Origin of the sequence: Dietzia aurantiaca (genome assembly GCF_021033825.1) — a bacterium.
In the GTDB taxonomy this organism is placed as follows: Bacteria; Actinomycetota; Actinomycetes; order Mycobacteriales; family Mycobacteriaceae; genus Dietzia; species Dietzia aurantiaca.
On the sequence record NZ_JAIFXZ010000009.1, the window covers coordinates 97586 to 112424 of the forward strand.

The 14839-nt window shown below is 67.2% G+C and carries 15 protein-coding genes, 1 tRNA gene and 1 other RNA gene; 16 read left to right on the forward strand and 1 reads right to left on the reverse strand.

What is annotated here, in order from left to right:
- The first annotated feature begins 154 nt into the window (after positions 1–154).
- The 11 genes from prfB (at position 155) to K3888_RS11020 (ending at position 8903) form a co-directional block, all read left to right on the forward strand.
- Positions 155–1276, forward strand: a complete 1122-nt coding sequence (gene prfB / locus K3888_RS10970) for a peptide chain release factor 2 (protein WP_230930300.1) — start codon at positions 155–157, stop codon at positions 1274–1276.
- Entirely contained in the window at positions 1273–2169 is an 897-nt protein-coding gene (locus K3888_RS10975; RefSeq protein ID WP_230930301.1) for a mechanosensitive ion channel family protein, read from the forward strand. The genes prfB and K3888_RS10975 overlap by 4 nt, the downstream gene beginning before the upstream one ends.
- The gene (locus tag K3888_RS10980; RefSeq protein ID WP_230930302.1) at positions 2169–2771 is read left to right on the forward strand and encodes a hypothetical protein; all 603 of its coding nucleotides are present in this window, start codon (positions 2169–2171) and stop codon (positions 2769–2771) included. Before K3888_RS10975 ends, K3888_RS10980 begins: the two co-directional genes overlap by 1 nt.
- Before the next feature lie 203 nt (positions 2772–2974).
- Complete coding sequence (gene ftsE, locus K3888_RS10985) at positions 2975–3664, forward strand: cell division ATP-binding protein FtsE (RefSeq protein ID WP_230930303.1); 690 nt, start codon at positions 2975–2977, stop codon at positions 3662–3664.
- Positions 3664–4566, forward strand: coding sequence for a permease-like cell division protein FtsX (gene ftsX / locus K3888_RS10990; RefSeq protein ID WP_230930304.1), 903 nt, complete (start codon positions 3664–3666; stop codon positions 4564–4566). The genes ftsE and ftsX overlap by 1 nt, the downstream gene beginning before the upstream one ends.
- Positions 4567–4674: 108 nt before the next feature.
- Positions 4675–5184, forward strand: coding sequence for an SsrA-binding protein SmpB (smpB, locus tag K3888_RS10995; RefSeq protein WP_230930305.1), 510 nt, complete (start codon positions 4675–4677; stop codon positions 5182–5184).
- Complete coding sequence (locus K3888_RS11000; protein WP_230930306.1) at positions 5181–6029, forward strand: EamA family transporter; 849 nt, start codon at positions 5181–5183, stop codon at positions 6027–6029. Before smpB ends, K3888_RS11000 begins: the two co-directional genes overlap by 4 nt.
- A 122-nt stretch (positions 6030–6151) precedes the next feature.
- Positions 6152–6525: a transfer-messenger RNA gene (ssrA, locus tag K3888_RS11005) on the forward strand.
- A gap of 222 nt (positions 6526–6747) precedes the next feature.
- A complete protein-coding gene (locus K3888_RS11010) occupies positions 6748–7485 on the forward strand; it encodes a DsbA family protein (RefSeq protein ID WP_230930307.1) in 738 nt (245 codons plus the stop codon).
- A gap of 148 nt (positions 7486–7633) precedes the next feature.
- Positions 7634–7706, forward strand: a tRNA-Ala gene (locus tag K3888_RS11015).
- Between the two features lie 99 nt (positions 7707–7805).
- Positions 7806–8903 carry a serine hydrolase domain-containing protein gene (locus K3888_RS11020; protein ID WP_230930308.1) on the forward strand — a complete coding sequence of 366 codons (1098 nt, stop codon included), beginning with the start codon at positions 7806–7808 and terminating at the stop codon, positions 8901–8903.
- 40 nt (positions 8904–8943) lie between these two features.
- On the opposite strand, the gene nadE is transcribed toward K3888_RS11020, so the two are convergent.
- Complete coding sequence (gene nadE / locus K3888_RS11025; protein WP_230930309.1) at positions 8944–9813, reverse strand: NAD(+) synthase; 870 nt, start codon at positions 9811–9813, stop codon at positions 8944–8946.
- Between the two features lie 175 nt (positions 9814–9988).
- Between nadE and ykgO the strand changes: the two genes are divergently transcribed.
- The 5 genes from ykgO (at position 9989) to nrdF (ending at position 14726) form a co-directional block, all read left to right on the forward strand.
- The gene (gene ykgO, locus K3888_RS11030; RefSeq protein WP_010541956.1) at positions 9989–10111 is read left to right on the forward strand and encodes a type B 50S ribosomal protein L36; all 123 of its coding nucleotides are present in this window, start codon (positions 9989–9991) and stop codon (positions 10109–10111) included.
- Positions 10112–10779: 668 nt separating this feature from the next.
- A complete protein-coding gene (locus K3888_RS11035; protein ID WP_230930366.1) occupies positions 10780–11010 on the forward strand; it encodes a redoxin NrdH in 231 nt (76 codons plus the stop codon).
- 50 nt (positions 11011–11060) lie between these two features.
- A complete protein-coding gene (gene nrdI / locus K3888_RS11040; protein ID WP_230930310.1) occupies positions 11061–11507 on the forward strand; it encodes a class Ib ribonucleoside-diphosphate reductase assembly flavoprotein NrdI in 447 nt (148 codons plus the stop codon).
- Positions 11504–13654 carry a class 1b ribonucleoside-diphosphate reductase subunit alpha gene (nrdE, locus tag K3888_RS11045; RefSeq protein WP_230930311.1) on the forward strand — a complete coding sequence of 717 codons (2151 nt, stop codon included), beginning with the start codon at positions 11504–11506 and terminating at the stop codon, positions 13652–13654. The genes nrdI and nrdE overlap by 4 nt, the downstream gene beginning before the upstream one ends.
- Before the next feature lie 55 nt (positions 13655–13709).
- A complete protein-coding gene (gene nrdF / locus K3888_RS11050; protein ID WP_230930312.1) occupies positions 13710–14726 on the forward strand; it encodes a class 1b ribonucleoside-diphosphate reductase subunit beta in 1017 nt (338 codons plus the stop codon).
- The last annotated feature ends 113 nt before the right edge of the window (positions 14727–14839 follow it).

A 14839-nucleotide genomic window follows, 5' to 3' on the forward strand; every position in this document is an offset into this window, starting at 1 on the left:
TGGGGGCCGTGTCGGCCCGCTGACCTCGGGCGGTAGCGGGCGTCAGGGCCCGACGCTACCCCCGCCGGGCGACGATCGGACGTGGGGCGGGTCACGGGTGGGAGACGGGTGTGCGAACGCGAGAAGACGTCCGGGCCGCGTAGAGTTGGATACCGTGCATCCTGACGTCTCCGCTGATATCGCCGCCCTCGACGCCACCATGACCACGGTCGAGAAGGTCCTCGACATCGAGGAGCTCGCCCGACGGGTCGATGAGCTCGAGCAGATGGCCGCCGACCCCGACCTGTGGAACGACCAGGACCGGGCGCAGAAGGTGACCAGCGAGTTGTCCTATGTGCAGGCCGACCTCCGCCGGTGCCGCGATCTGCGACAGCGGATCGAGGACCTGCCGCTCATGTACGAGCTCGCGGACGAGGCTCAGGCGGAGGGGGATTCCTCGGCCGTCGAGGAGGCGGATTCCGAGCGTGCCGCCCTGCGAGAGGACGTCGAGGCCATGGAGGTCAAGACGATGCTCAGCGGCGAGTACGACCAGCGTGAGGCCGTGGTCAACATCCGCGCCGGCGCCGGCGGCATCGACGCCGCGGACTTCGCCGAGATGCTGATGCGTATGTACATCCGCTGGGCCGAGAAGGCCGGGCACAAGGTCGAGGTGTACGACACCTCGTACGCGGAGGAGGCCGGCATCAAGTCGGCCACCTTCGTCGTGCGGGACCCCTACATGTACGGCACGCTGTCGGTCGAGCAGGGCACGCACCGCCTCGTGCGGATCTCCCCGTTCGACAACCAGGGCCGCCGCCAGACCTCGTTCGCCGAGGTCGAGGTGCTGCCGGTGGTGGAGACGGTGGACTCGATCGAGGTCCCGGAGAACGACGTCCGGGTTGACGTCTACCGGTCCTCGGGCCCGGGTGGTCAGTCGGTCAACACCACCGACTCGGCGGTCCGCCTCACCCACGTCCCCACGGGGATCGTGGTGACCTGTCAGAACGAGAAGTCGCAGCTGCAGAACAAGGTGGCGGCGATGAAGGTGCTGCAGGCCAAGCTGCTCGAGCGCAAGCGCCAGGAGGAGCGCGCCGCGATGGACGCCCTCGGTGCCGGGGGCAACGCGTCCTGGGGTAATCAGATGCGCTCGTACGTGCTGCACCCGTACCAGATGGTCAAGGACCTGCGGACCGAGTACGAGGTCAACAACCCGTCCTCGGTGCTCGACGGGGAGATCGGAGGCTTCATCGAGGCCGGTATCCGTTGGCGGATGCGGGAGGGGGCAGGCGCCGAGTGAGGCTACGCACCGACTTCAGTGGGATTCTGGGCTGGCTCAGTAACCAGGGACTCGAGGTCGTCCTCCTCGTCCTGGGTGCGGCCCTGCTCACGAGGGCCATCGGCAAGGCCGGCCGGATGTGGCTGGCCCGGATCGATGCGGAGAACGCCGACAAGGAACTGTGGTCGGAGCGTTCGAAGCATCTCCACTCGGTGGTCCAGGTGGTCTCCTACGTCGCGATCGGTGTGCTCTACGTCGTCTTCGGGATCCAGATCCTGCTGAGGTTCGGTGTCAACCTCGTCACGCTGGTCGCGCCGGCCACCGTGCTGGGTGCGGCGCTGGGCTTCGGCGCCCAGCGGGTGGTCCAGGACTTCCTCGCCGGTTTCTTCGCGCTCGCCGAACGTCAGTACGGTTACGGCGACATCGTGGAGCTCACCACCTCGACCGGTGTCGCGGCGGGCACCGTCGAGGACGTCACGTTGCGCGTGACCCGCCTGCGAACGTTGGACGGCGAGGCGGTCATCGTGCCGAACGGGCAGATCGTCACCGCCGTCAACCAGTCCCAGGACTGGGCGCGCGCGATCGTCGACGTGCCGGTTCCCAACAGCGCTGACATGGACGAAGCGCACGACATCCTCTCCCAGGTCTGTCGCGACATCGTGCACGACGACGAGGTGGGTGTCTACATCCTCGACGAACCGAGCGTCATGGGCGTCCAGTCCATCAAGCTCGAGCAGACCGTGCTCCGCCTCCTCGCCCGCACCAAGCCCGGGATGCAGTGGGAGGTGGGGCGCCGCATGCGCGCGGTGATCCTGCGCCGGTTCCGCCAGGAGGGCATCGTGCTGGAACCGGAGGCGATGGCCGCGATCCGCGCCGGAATGGTGCGACCCGACGACGGGGAGGGGGTGAGCTGATGTCCGAGAAGCCGAGTGACGTCCCTGACGGACCCGAGACGGCCGATCACACGTCCGTCAGCTATTCCTCCGTCGACGATGCCGAGCAGTCGGCTCCCGGCCAGCACGCCCCGTCGCACGCGGCCCGGCACCGGACCCGCCCCGAATGGCTGTCCGTGGTGATCGAGTTCTTCACGATGTCGCGTTCCACCCTGGTCCTGCTCGTCGCGTTCGTCCTCATAGCAGCGCTGTACAGCTTCGTGCGTCAGGACCCGGTCGTCGCGATCAACTCGCCGCCTCGGCCGGCCCCCACCCAGTCGGAGACCACACAGTCCGAGACCACGCGGACGGACGCCACCGAGACAACCGATCCGTCACCCACCGACCAGTCGACCGAGCCCACAGCCACGACCGACGCCGCGGAGACATCCGCTACCGGCACTCCGCAGACGTCCGTGCCGAGGGATTCGCGTCTGTTCGAGCCGGGGCAGGGAACGGGCGCTCAGGGCACCGATGGGCAGCAGCCCCAGCAGTCGGCACCGGGGGGTACACAGGCACCGCAGGGGCAGCAACCCCAGCAGTCCCAGCCGCCGCAACCGCAGACGCAGGTCCCGGCGCAGTAGCGGCTGTCCGAGGAGCTGCCCGCGTCTTGTGATGGCTGCCCGTGCGGTGGCGTCGTCGTCGTCACATGGCCAGCGGCGCGGCGGTGACAGCTCGCCGACGTCCCTCGCGCGGCGGGGCTCGTCGTCCCGACGTCACCGGTACCGGAGACGAGTTTCTCCCGCCGGGGGGTGGCGTGTGGCGGATGTGGCGCTAGGCTACGCGTGTGATCAGTGTTTCTCATGTGACCAAGTCGTACGCGTCATCGACGCGCCCGGCTCTGTCTGACGTGAGCGTGGAGATCGACAAGGGCGAGTTCGCGTTCCTCATCGGCGCGTCCGGCTCCGGCAAGTCCACGTTCCTGCGGCTGCTGTTGCGGGAGGACACGCCGGACACCGGCTCACTCGCCGTCGCCGGCCACGATCTCGTTCGGATGAAGCCGTCGAACGTTCCGCTGCTGCGGCGCTCTCTCGGCGTCGTGTTCCAGGACTTCCGGTTGCTGCCGGGCAAGACCGTCGCCGAGAACGTGGCGTTCGCCCTGCAGGTGATCGGCAAGTCCCGCCAGGCCATCGACAAGGTGGTGCCCGAGACCCTCGACATGGTGGGGCTCGGCAACAAGGCCAACCGGCGGCCGCACGAGTTGTCCGGAGGCGAGCAGCAGCGCGTCGCGATCGCGCGCGCGTTCGTCAACCGGCCGCTGCTGCTGCTGGCGGACGAACCGACCGGGAACCTCGACCCGGAGACCAGCGAGGACATCATGCTCCTGCTCGACAGGATCAACAGGATGGGGACCACGGTGTTGATGGCCACCCACGACCGACACATCGTGGACCGGTCGCGGCGGCGGGTCGTGGAACTCGTCGACGGTGAGGTCGTGCGCGACGACGCCCGCGGGACCTACGGGGTTGATCGATGATGGCCGCGAAGTTCATCGCCTCCGAGGTCGCCCAGGGGCTGCGGCGGAACCTGTCCATGACGCTGGCCATGATCATCACCACCGCGGTGGCGCTGGGGATGCTGGGCGCCGGCGTGCTCGTCGTGATGACCGCGTCGGCGAGCCAGGCCAAGTACGACTACCTCAACGAGTTCCGCGTCTACGTGGACCGGTCGATCTCCGCAGAGGACCCGGGCTGCGAAGCGGAGTGCGCCACCATCCGGGAGGAGCTCGAGGCGACCGACGGTGTCGCGTCCGTGGAATACAAGAACCCCGACGAGACCTACTCGGAGTTCGTAGAGTTGTTCGCCTCCACCGACCCGGTGCTGGTCGAGTCGACCTCGCCGGACGCACTCGGCTCGCGATTCACCCTCACGCTGGCCGATCCGACGCGAGCGGAGTCCGTGGCCGCGAGCCTGGCAGAGGTGGAGGGCATCGAGGTCGTGCAGGGGCAGGGCGAACTGGTCGGGCGGGTCTTCTCGATCCTCGACGGGATCCGCAACGCGGCGTTCACCATCGCCGTGGTCCAGTTGCTGGCCACCGTGCTGCTCATCGCCAACATGACGCAGATCGCCGCGTTCACCCGCCGCACAGCGGTGGGGATCATGCGACTGGTCGGCGCGAGTCGTCTGTACACCGATCTGCCGTTCGTCCTCGAGGCCGTGGTGGCCTCGTTGATCGGGTCGGTGCTGGCCGTGGGCGGCCTGCTCGGGGCGAAGAGCGTCTTCCTTGACCGGGTGCTCGCGGAGGCGTACCGCGCCAACCTGATCGAACGCATCACCACCTCGGACATCCTGTTGCTCGCCCCGGTTCTGGTGGTGGCCGGTGCCGTGGTGTCGGCGGTGACCGCCATGGTGACGCTGCGGCTGTCCGTCCGGCACTGACCCGTGCCGGCGAGGCAGGTCCTGTCTCGGGGCAGCTACTGCCCCGGGAGCCTGCTCATCTACACTGTGGGGTCTGCCCGACCGCGGAAAACCAGGAGGTGAGCCGGCGTGGCCAAGAAGAACAAGAAGAAGGGTGCGTCGTCCCTCGGTACCGACGGCAGCATCGTCGCCAGCAATCGCAAGGCCAGGCACGAGTACCAGATCCTCGACACCTACGAGGCCGGCATCGCGCTCGTGGGTACCGAGATCAAGAGCATGCGCGAGGGTAAAGCCTCGCTCGTCGACGCCTTCGCCACCGTGGACGACGGCGAGGTGTGGCTGCGCGGATTGCACATCCCCGAGTACTCGCACGGCAGCTGGACCAATCACGCGCCCAAGCGGGCCCGCAAGCTGTTGCTCCACCGCCGCGAGATCGACTCCCTGATCGGTAAGGTCCGCGACGGCAACGCGACCCTCGTCCCGCTGTCACTGTACTTCGTCGGTGGCCGGGTGAAGGTCGAACTGGCCGTCGCGCGCGGTAAGCAGGCGCACGACAAGCGGCAGGATCTCGCCCGTCGCACCGCGGAACGCGAGGCGGTCCGCGAGCTGGGCAGGAAGATCAAGGGCATGCGGGGATGATGCCGGTCGCGCTGGCGTCGACGTCAGCGGTGGCGTACGGCATCAGCGACTATCTCGGCGGCGTGGCCTCCCGGCGGGCGCGTGCGCTCCGGGTCGTCAGCATCTCCTACCCGGTATCGATCGCCCTGGTTGCGGTCGCCGCCATCGTCGCCGGCGGTTCCCCCAGCCTCGTCGGCCTTGCCTGGGGCCTGGCGTCCGGGGTGGCCTCGGGGGTCGCGGTATGGACGTTCTATGTGGCGCTCTCGCGGGGGCCGATGAGCGTGATCTCGCCGATCACCGCGATCCTCGCCGCGGCCGGGCCACTGGCGTTCGGCCTGGCCGCGGGGGAGCAGCCGGGCTCGGTCGCGATGGCCGGTATGGCGATCGCGCTCGTCGCCACCGTGCTGGCCTCGATGGAGGGGGAGCACGGATCGTCTGTGCAGCACGGTCGGCTGACCCGGCACCTGCTGGTGCTGTCCGTGGTCTCGGGTCTGGCGTTCGCCGCCTTCTTCGTCCTGCTGGCCCAGGTGCCGGCCGGTCAGGGGCTGTGGCCGGTGGCGGCGTCGCGGGTCGGGGCGACGGTCATCCTCCTCGCCGCCGCCGTCGCGGCCGGGGAGTCCTTCCGTTTCTCACGACGCCTCATCGCGATCGGCGTGGTGATCGCGGTCTTCGACGCGGTGGCCAACGGCGCCTTCTACTTCGCGGCGCAATCCGGGATGCTCGCGCTCGTCAGCGTGATCGCCGCGCTGTATCCGGCGTTCACGGTCGCCCTTGCGGTCACCCACGGCGGCGAGAGACTGCGGTTGGTCCAGATGGTCGGGCTCGCCTTGGCCGCCGTGGCGATCGTCCTGCTCGCGTTGGCGTGAGTAGCGATTCGGCGGAATCGTGCCCGCCCGGAGGATAGTGGGGGAGATACGAATCACCCTGGCGTAGCCCGGGGCGTGGATGTATGGTTGGGAGTCCGCCGGTGAGAATCGGTGGACCCTGAGGGGCTGATGTGGTTTCGACTACGTGAGTTGACGCAGGGGAAGCGTGCCGGTGCAGGCCAGAGACCACCGTGAGCGTCGTGGCAACCAATTACGCGCCGATACCAATCAGCGCGACTACGCCCTCGCTGCCTGATAGCGAGCCCGTAGTCTGTCGGCCCGGGGTAGCCCTCGCCCCGGTCCCCGGCATCATCTAGAGGGATCACCGGCTCACCCGGTCACGGGGTGAGTCGGGACATCACACAGTGACTGGGATCGTCATCACCAACACGTCCGCATGAGGGTGAGATCCGAGTAGAGGCCAAGGCGGACTGCGCACGGAGAAGCCCTGCCGAAGCTGCGGAGGACCCGGGTTCAATTCCCGGCAGCTCCACAATTCGGGCCCGCGTCCCCGGTCGATCATCGACCGGGGACGCGGTTCATTTCGGGGAACCCGCTCGGCGGCGACCGCGGAAGCACCGCCCACGGCGCGGCCCGCGGAATCCAGGGGAGTCACCACCTGCAAAGAGGGTGTGGGCCCGGGTTTCGGTACCCTCTCGATAGTGTCGGCCGCCGCGAGTGGCCGCGGATCTCCCAGCAGAGAAAGGCCCACGCACACGTGAACGCCAAGCCCCACAAGAGCGCCAAGGTGCTCCAGACGAAAAAGAACAACGGGATGCTCATCACCGTCGTCGCGCTCATCGCGGTGGCCGTGGTGGTGCTGGGTGGTGTCGTCTGGATGGCACAGCGGGGGTCGGAAGCCAACCCCATCACCTTCGGTGAGACCCAGGACGAGCTCATCGAGATCACCGACGCGGGTGTGATCGCCGTCGGCGAGGCGGGCGCGCCGACCATCCAGGTGTGGGAGGACTACATGTGCCCCGCCTGCGGCAGCTTCGAGGCGCAGTACGGCGCATCGATCGCCGAGGCGGTCCAGAACGGCGACCTGCGGGCCGAGTTCCACACGCTGAACTTCCTCAACGGCCAGTCCGGCTCCGGCGAGTACTCCACCCGCGCACTGGCCGCGACCCAGTGCGTGGCGGCGAAGGACACGCTGCCGGTGTTCTTCGAAGTCAAGGCGTCGTTCTTCGCCAACCAGCCGGGCGAGGGCGGCGGCGACCTCAGCGCGCGCGAACTCGCCTCCCTCGCCGAGGACGCCGGCGCCAACGGCGATGCCGTCGAGTGCATCAGCAACGTCGAGACCAATGGCGGGATGGACAAGGCCGCCGACAGCGCGGACAACGCCCAGCAGAGCATCCGCGACATCACCAGTCAGGTGTCGACCCCGACCGTCGCGCACAACGGCGAGGTCGTGGAGATCAGCAACGCCAGCTGGCTCGTCGACATCATCGGCTAGGCCTCCGCGCGGGTACTGACCTGCGCATATCGGGATGCCGGTCCCGCCCGCACGGGTGGGGCCGGCACCGATTTGGAACCTGTGCGGGTGGTCGTGTAACTTAAATCGGGCCGGTGACCGAGAGGGAAACGGCAAAGAAATCGAATACGGGGCTATGGCGCAGCTGGTAGCGCACCACACTGGCAGTGTGGGGGTCAGGGGTTCGAGTCCCCTTAGCTCCACCGGAACCGGATCCCGGGTCGTCATCATGACGGCCCGGGGTTCGTCGTTTCGCAGGCATACCGCTGGTCCGTGACGCGACCAACTCGTAGGGTCGGGGCGTGGACGTATTTGCCGCCGCCAGCAGCGCTCTCGATCAGGCCGTCGACGACGACCGGTTGATCGGCTACGTGTGCGGGGTCCGGGAGGCGGGGCGGTCCCGGATCGCCGCTGGTGGATCGCGAGCGATCGGCGGTGCGGAGATGGGCTCGGAGATCCTCTTCCCGCTCTCCTCCAACACCAAGCCGCTGGGCGGCGCGCTCGCGATGGCGCTCGTGGAGCAGGGCGTCGTCGGCCTCGATGAGCCAGTCGACCGGTATCTGCCCGAGTTGCGTGAGCTCCGTGTCCTGGCCCGCCCGGACGGGCCACTGGATCAGACGGTCCCGATGGACCGGCCCATCACACTGCGTCACCTGCTCACCATGACCGCCGGTTTCGGTTGGGTGGACGAGAATCCCGCGCTGGCCGAGGCGATGTCCGCGCGGGACGTCGGACCGGGGCCGTACGCCCCGCCCCTCGAGCCGAGAACCTACCTCGGCCGCCTGGCCGAGCTTCCGCTCGCGGGGCAGCCGGGTGAGGGCTGGTGGTATCACACGAGTAGCGACGTCCTCGGGGTGCTGCTCGCCCGCGCCTCGGGCCGGGCGGTGGCCGACCTGATGGCCGAGCACATCACCGGGCCGCTGGGGCTGGCAGATACGGGCTTCACCGCCGATCCGAGTCGCCTGCCCACCTCGTACGGCGCGGGGGAGGGCGGCCGTCCCGCGCCTCTGGACACCGCGAGCAGGTTCGTCGGGCCGCCCGCGTTCGAGTCACTCGCCTGCGGCCTCGTCTCCACCGTCGGCGACTACCTCACGTTCCTCGAAGCGCTCGTCGACGGCGGCCGGGTGCTCGGCCGGGACAGCGTCGGGCTCCTGGCGACCGACCACCTCACCGAGCCTCAACGTCGGGTGGCGAAGGGGATCATCGAGCCGGGGTGCGGTTACGGCTTCCAGGTGGAGGTCCGCCCAGGCGGGGTCGTGGGTTGGGCCGGAGGTCTGGGCACGATCGGTTACGTCGACCGGCGCACGGGGCGGTCTGCGGCGGTGTTCACCCCGCAGTCCTTCGACATGCCGGGAACTGCCGAGGCGTTGGATCAGGTGTGGCGACTGCTCGGTGGCTAGCTTTTCCGCCCACGCACGTCGTATGTAGACAGGCGGCAGGTCAGCGCCACCATGTGTCGAGCGGGGACGCCGGGACGTTCCGCTTGTGGCGCGAGTTGAGGAAGAGCTGTTCGATCCGCTCCGCGGCCGCGCCGGGGACGCCGTCGAGACCCTCGAGGTAGTCGTCGATCTGTTCGTACGTCACGCCCAGCGCCACCTCGTCGGGCAGGCCGGGGCGGTCGTCCTCGAGGTCCGCGGTGGGGGCCTTGCGCCAGGTCGAGTCGGGGGCGCCGAGGTGACGCAGCAGCGCTGCGCCCTGGCGCTTGGACAAACCGGTCAGGGGGGTGAGGTCGACGCCGCCGTCGCCGTACTTGGTGAAGAAGCCCGTCACCGCTTCCGCGGCGTGATCTGTGCCGACGACGACGAGGTTCAGCTGCCCGGCGACCGCATACTGGGAGATCATCCGTTCGCGGGCCTTGACGTTTCCGCGGACGAAGTCGCGGAGCGGGCCCGCCTGCTCCGGCAGCTCGGAGAGGGCTGCCGCGGCGGCCGCGGAGGACGCATCGGTGGCGGCCTTGACATCGACCGTGACGCAACCGTCGGGCCGGATGAACGCCAGGGCGGTCTGCGCGTCGTCCTCGTCGGCCTGGGTCCCGTACGGCAGACGCATGGCGACGAAGCGGGCATCCGGCATGCCATCGGCGCGGAGGCGCTCGACGGCGAGCTGGCACAACCGGCCGGCGAGGGTCGAGTCCTGGCCTCCGCTGATCCCCAGGACGAAGCCCGTGGCGGGGGTCGAGCGCAGGTAGTCCACGAGGAACGAGACCCGGTCCTCGACCTCACGGGCCGGGTCGATCCCGGGGCGGACCCCGAGCTGGGCGATGATCTCTGCACGGAGGCCGGCAGGGGTTCCGGTGGGGGAGGAGTCCATGGGGCCAGCATATGCGGCGGCCTCGTTCACGCCATTTGGAGTTCTGCTGGGCCCGTCCGTTACTATGGACCAGTTGTGTGTCGTGCATCCGCCCCTCGGGACGGACGTGTCGCACAGTGAATCCCAGTCGTGTCGGTGGCCATCGCGGCCGCCCCGAGAGCCTAAGGAGCGCCAGATGAAGGTCCGTAAGTCCCTTCGGTCGCTGAAGAACAAGCCGGGCGCCCAGGTTGTCCGCCGTCGCGGCAAGGTCTACGTGATCAACCGCAAGGACCCCCGGTTCAAGGCCCGCCAGGGCTGATCAGCGTCGCGTGAATTCTCACGCACCCCTCAAGGGCCCGTTACCGGTTCGCCGGTGGCGGGCCCTTGTCGTCGTCTCCCTGGGCAGTGGGTTCCACGTCCGATGGGACCCCTCCCGGCCGCCCCTCCTTGTTCGTTTCCGGCCCCCGGAGCCGGCTCTCGGAAGGGCGCGAGACCGTCCACCGACGCGTCGGGTGGGGGTGGTCGCGTGGGGTCCCGGATCGGCGGAGAAGTGGTCAACCTGTGGATGAAATGGGGACGGGTTGTGAGGGCTTTGTGGGGGCGTTGGGAGCTTGTTGTGGGTTGCCCGAACGGTGTTTCGCAATGCTCTTCGGGGTGCAACGATGGTGTGGTGCACCCGCCGGGAGGACCCCGGCGCGGTCGGTTCCAGATGGGGGCCGACAGCGTCCCACAAGGCGGGATCACGACCTGGGAATTCCAGCTATGTAAGACCAAAATGTTGTGGTCGGTTGACCTTCCAGGCACTAGGGGTAGTGTCTAGAGGCGTTGCGGCACCGAAGAATGCCAACCATGTGATTCGGGGCCATGACCACCAGCAGACATTACGGTGACCCGCCGTCCGCGCCAGAAGCGTCGGACCGGATCACCACCACGAGAAGAGCCCCTCGCGCCGCCGCGGCGCCTGTGCCGAAAGAGGTCCCCACACTCATGGTCACCGTCTACACCAAGCCCGCCTGCGTCCAGTGCAACGCCACCTACAAGGCGCTCGACAAGCACGGCATCGAGTACCAGCTCATCGACATCTCGGTCGACGACGAGGCACGCGAGTACGTCATGGCGCTGGGCTACCTCCAGGCGCCGGTCGTGGTGTCCGGTTCCGACCACTGGTCCGGCTTCCGCCCGGACCGCATCAAGGCCCTCGCCTCGGTCGCGGCCTAGCTTTCCGACAAGACCAGCAACACCAGAGTTCATGTGACTAGGGGGCAGCCATGGCGGCTCCGGATCCGGCCGATACGCCGGTGAGGATCGTCTACTTCTCCAACGTGTCCGAGTACACGAAGAAATTCGTCGATCGGCTCGGTCTTCCCGCGGTGCGCATACCGGTGCGGAGGACCGAGCCGATGCCGGCCGTGTCGGACCCGTATGTTCTTATCGTCCCGACCTACGGGGGAAGCCTCGAGATCACCGGGAAGAACGGGGCTGCGGTCCCGCGTCAGGTGGTCGCGTTCCTCAACGACGCGCACAACAGAAGTCTCTGCCGAGGCGTGATCGCCGGCGGCAACACCAACTTCGGATCCGACTTCGGTCGCTCCGGCGACGTGATCGCGAACAAGCTGGAGATCCCGTATCTCTACCGGTTCGAGTTGATGGGCACACAGGAGGACGTCATCCGCGTCCGAGAAGGATTGGAAGAGTTTTGGCAGCACCAACAATGACCTCCGAGAGCAGCGGCACCATGGCGACCGAGGGGCAGCGTCTGGACTACCACGCGCTCAACGCCATGCTCAACCTGTATGACGCGGACGGGAACATCCAGTTCGAGAAGGATCATCAGGCGGCACGCGAGTACTTCCTCCAGCACGTCAACCAGAACACCGTCTTCTTCCACAACCTGGACGAGAAGCTGGACTACCTGGTGGAGAAGGACTACTACGAGCGCGAGGTGCTCGACCAGTACACGCGTAATTTCGTGCGCGAGCTGTTCGACTACGCCTACGCCAAGAAGTTCCGCTTCCAGACCTTCCTCGGCGCGTTCAAGTACTACACCTCGTACACGCTCAAGACGTTCGACGGTAAGCGTTACCTCGAGCGCTACGAGGACCGCGTCTGCATGGTCGCCCTCACGCTCGCCGCCGGCGACGAGGTGCTGGCCCGGCAGCTCGTCGACGAGGTCATCGACGGCCGTTTCCAGCCGGCGACGCCCACGTTCCTCAATTCGGGCAAGAAGCAGCGCGGCGAGCCCGTGTCCTGCTTCCTGCTGCGTATCGAGGACAACATGGAGTCCATCGGTCGCGGAATCAATTCGGCCCTGCAGCTGTCCAAGCGCGGCGGCGGTGTGGCTCTGCTGCTGTCGAACCTGCGAGAGCACGGCGCGCCCATCAAGCACATCGAGAACCAGTCCTCGGGCGTCATCCCCGTGATGAAGCTCCTGGAGGACTCCTTCTCCTACGCCAACCAGCTCGGTGCGCGTCAGGGCGCCGGTGCGGTGTACCTGCACGCCCACCACCCGGACATCTACAAGTTCCTCGACACCAAGCGTGAGAACGCGGACGAGAAGATCCGCATCAAGACCCTCTCGCTGGGCGTCGTGATCCCGGACATCACGTTCGAACTCGCCAAGCGCAACGACGACATGTACCTGTTCTCGCCGTACGACGTCGAGCGCATCTACGGCAAGCCGTTCGCTGACGTCAACATCTCGGAGCATTACCACGAGATGGTCGAGGACAGCCGCATCAAGAAGACCAAGATCAACGCGCGGCAGTTCTTCCAGACCGTCGCGGAACTGCAGTTCGAGTCCGGCTACCCGTACATCATGTACGAGGACACGGTGAACCGCGCCAACCCGATCGCCGGCCGGATCACGCACTCCAACCTGTGCTCCGAGATCCTCCAGGTCTCCACGCCGTCGACGTACAACGATGACCTGACCTACTCCCACGTGGGCAAGGACATCTCCTGCAACCTCGGCTCGCTGAACATCGCCAAGGCCATGGACTCGCCCGACTTCGGGCGGACCATCGAGACCGCGATCCGCGGCCTCACCGCGGTGTCCGACCAGACCTCGATCGACTCGGTCCCCTCGATCGAGCGCGGCAACTCGGAGTCCCACGCCATCGGCCTGGGTCAGATGAACCTCCACGGTTACCTGGCCCGCGAGCGGATCTACTACGGATCCGAGGAGGGCATCGACTTCACGAACATCTACTTCTACACCGTGCTGTACCACGCGCTGCGGGCGTCGAACGCCATCGCGCGTGAGCGGGGCAGCTGGTTCGCCGGCTTCCCGGATTCGAAGTACGCCTCCGGCGAGTTCTTCGACAAGTACACCGACCAGGTGTGGGAGCCGGCCACCGACAGAGTGCGTCAGCTGTTCGCCGAGTCCGAGGTCACCATCCCCACCAGGGACGACTGGCACGCGCTCAAGGCGGACGTGCAGAAGTACGGCATCTACAACCAGAACCTGCAGGCCGTGCCGCCCACCGGGTCGATCAGCTACATCAACAACTCGACCTCGTCGATCCACCCCGTGGCCTCGAAGATCGAGATCCGCAAGGAGGGCAAGATCGGGCGCGTCTACTACCCGGCGCCCTACCTGACCAACGACAACCTGGACTACTACCAGGACGCGTACGAGATCGGCTACGAGAAGATCATCGACACGTACGCCGCCGCCACGCAGCATGTCGACCAGGGGCTCTCGCTGACCCTGTTCTTCAAGGACACCGCGGACACCCGCGAGGTCAACCGGGCGCAGATCTACGCATGGCGCAAGGGCATCAAGACCCTGTACTACATCCGGGTGCGCCAGCTCGCGCTGGAAGGCACCGAGGTCGAGGGCTGCGTCTCGTGCATGCTCTGATCCAGCGGCCGCAGGCCACCGCCCCTGCCCCCATCCGTCACCAGGAGGAGATCCGATGACCGCCGAGCTGCACGCTCCGGGTTCCCACAGCCCCGCCGCGGGCATCCAGCCCAAGCTCGTCGACCGGGTGTCGGCGATCAACTGGAACCGCATCCCCGATGAGGTCGACGACCAGGTGTGGGGTCGCCTGACGACCAACTTCTGGTTGCCGGAGAAGGTGCCCGTCTCCAACGACATCCCGTCGTGGCAGACGCTGACCGAGTACGAGCAGACGCTCACCGCACGCGTCTTCACCGGCCTGACCCTGCTGGACACCCTCCAGGGCACGGTCGGAGCGGTCAGCATGATCCCCGACGCCTCGACCCCCCACGAGGAGGCGGTGCTCACCAACATCGCGTTCATGGAGTCGGTGCACGCCAAGAGTTACTCGACCATCTTCTCCACGCTCTGCTCGACCCCGCAGGTCGACGACGCCTTCCGCTGGGCCGAGGAGAACCCGTACCTGCAGCGCAAGGCCAAGATCGTGCTCGGCTACTACGCCGGAGACGATCCGCTCAAGCGCAAGATCGCCTCGGTGATGCTCGAGTCGTTCATGTTCTACTCGGGTTTCTACCTGCCCATGCGGTGGTCGTCGCGCGCCAAGCTCACCAACACCGCCGACGTCATCCGGCTGATCATCCGCGACGAGGCGGTGCACGGCTACTACATCGGCTACAAGTACCAGCGCGCACTCGAGCAGGTCGATCAGAAGACCCGTGACGAGCTCAAGGACTACACCTTCGAGCTGTTGTTCGAGCTGTACGACAACGAGGCCGACTACACCGAGGACCTCTACGATCCGGTGGGCTGGACCGAGGACGTCAAGAAGTTCCTCCGGTACAACGCCAACAAAGCCCTGATGAACATGGGTTACGAGGGCATGTTCCCCAAGGACGAGACCGACGTCGACCCGGCCATCCTCGCGGCGCTGAGCCCCAACGCCGACGAGAACCACGACTTCTTCTCAGGCTCCGGGAGTTCGTACGTGATGGGCAAGGCCGTCGCCACCGAGGACGAGGACTGGGACTTCTGACCTCTCTTCGCGCGCGGTCAGGCACCTGACACCAGCCGGGCCCTGAGAACCTGTGACACCACAGGCTCAGGGCCCGGTGGCGTTCCTGCACCCAGGATATCGGCGTGCAGGGC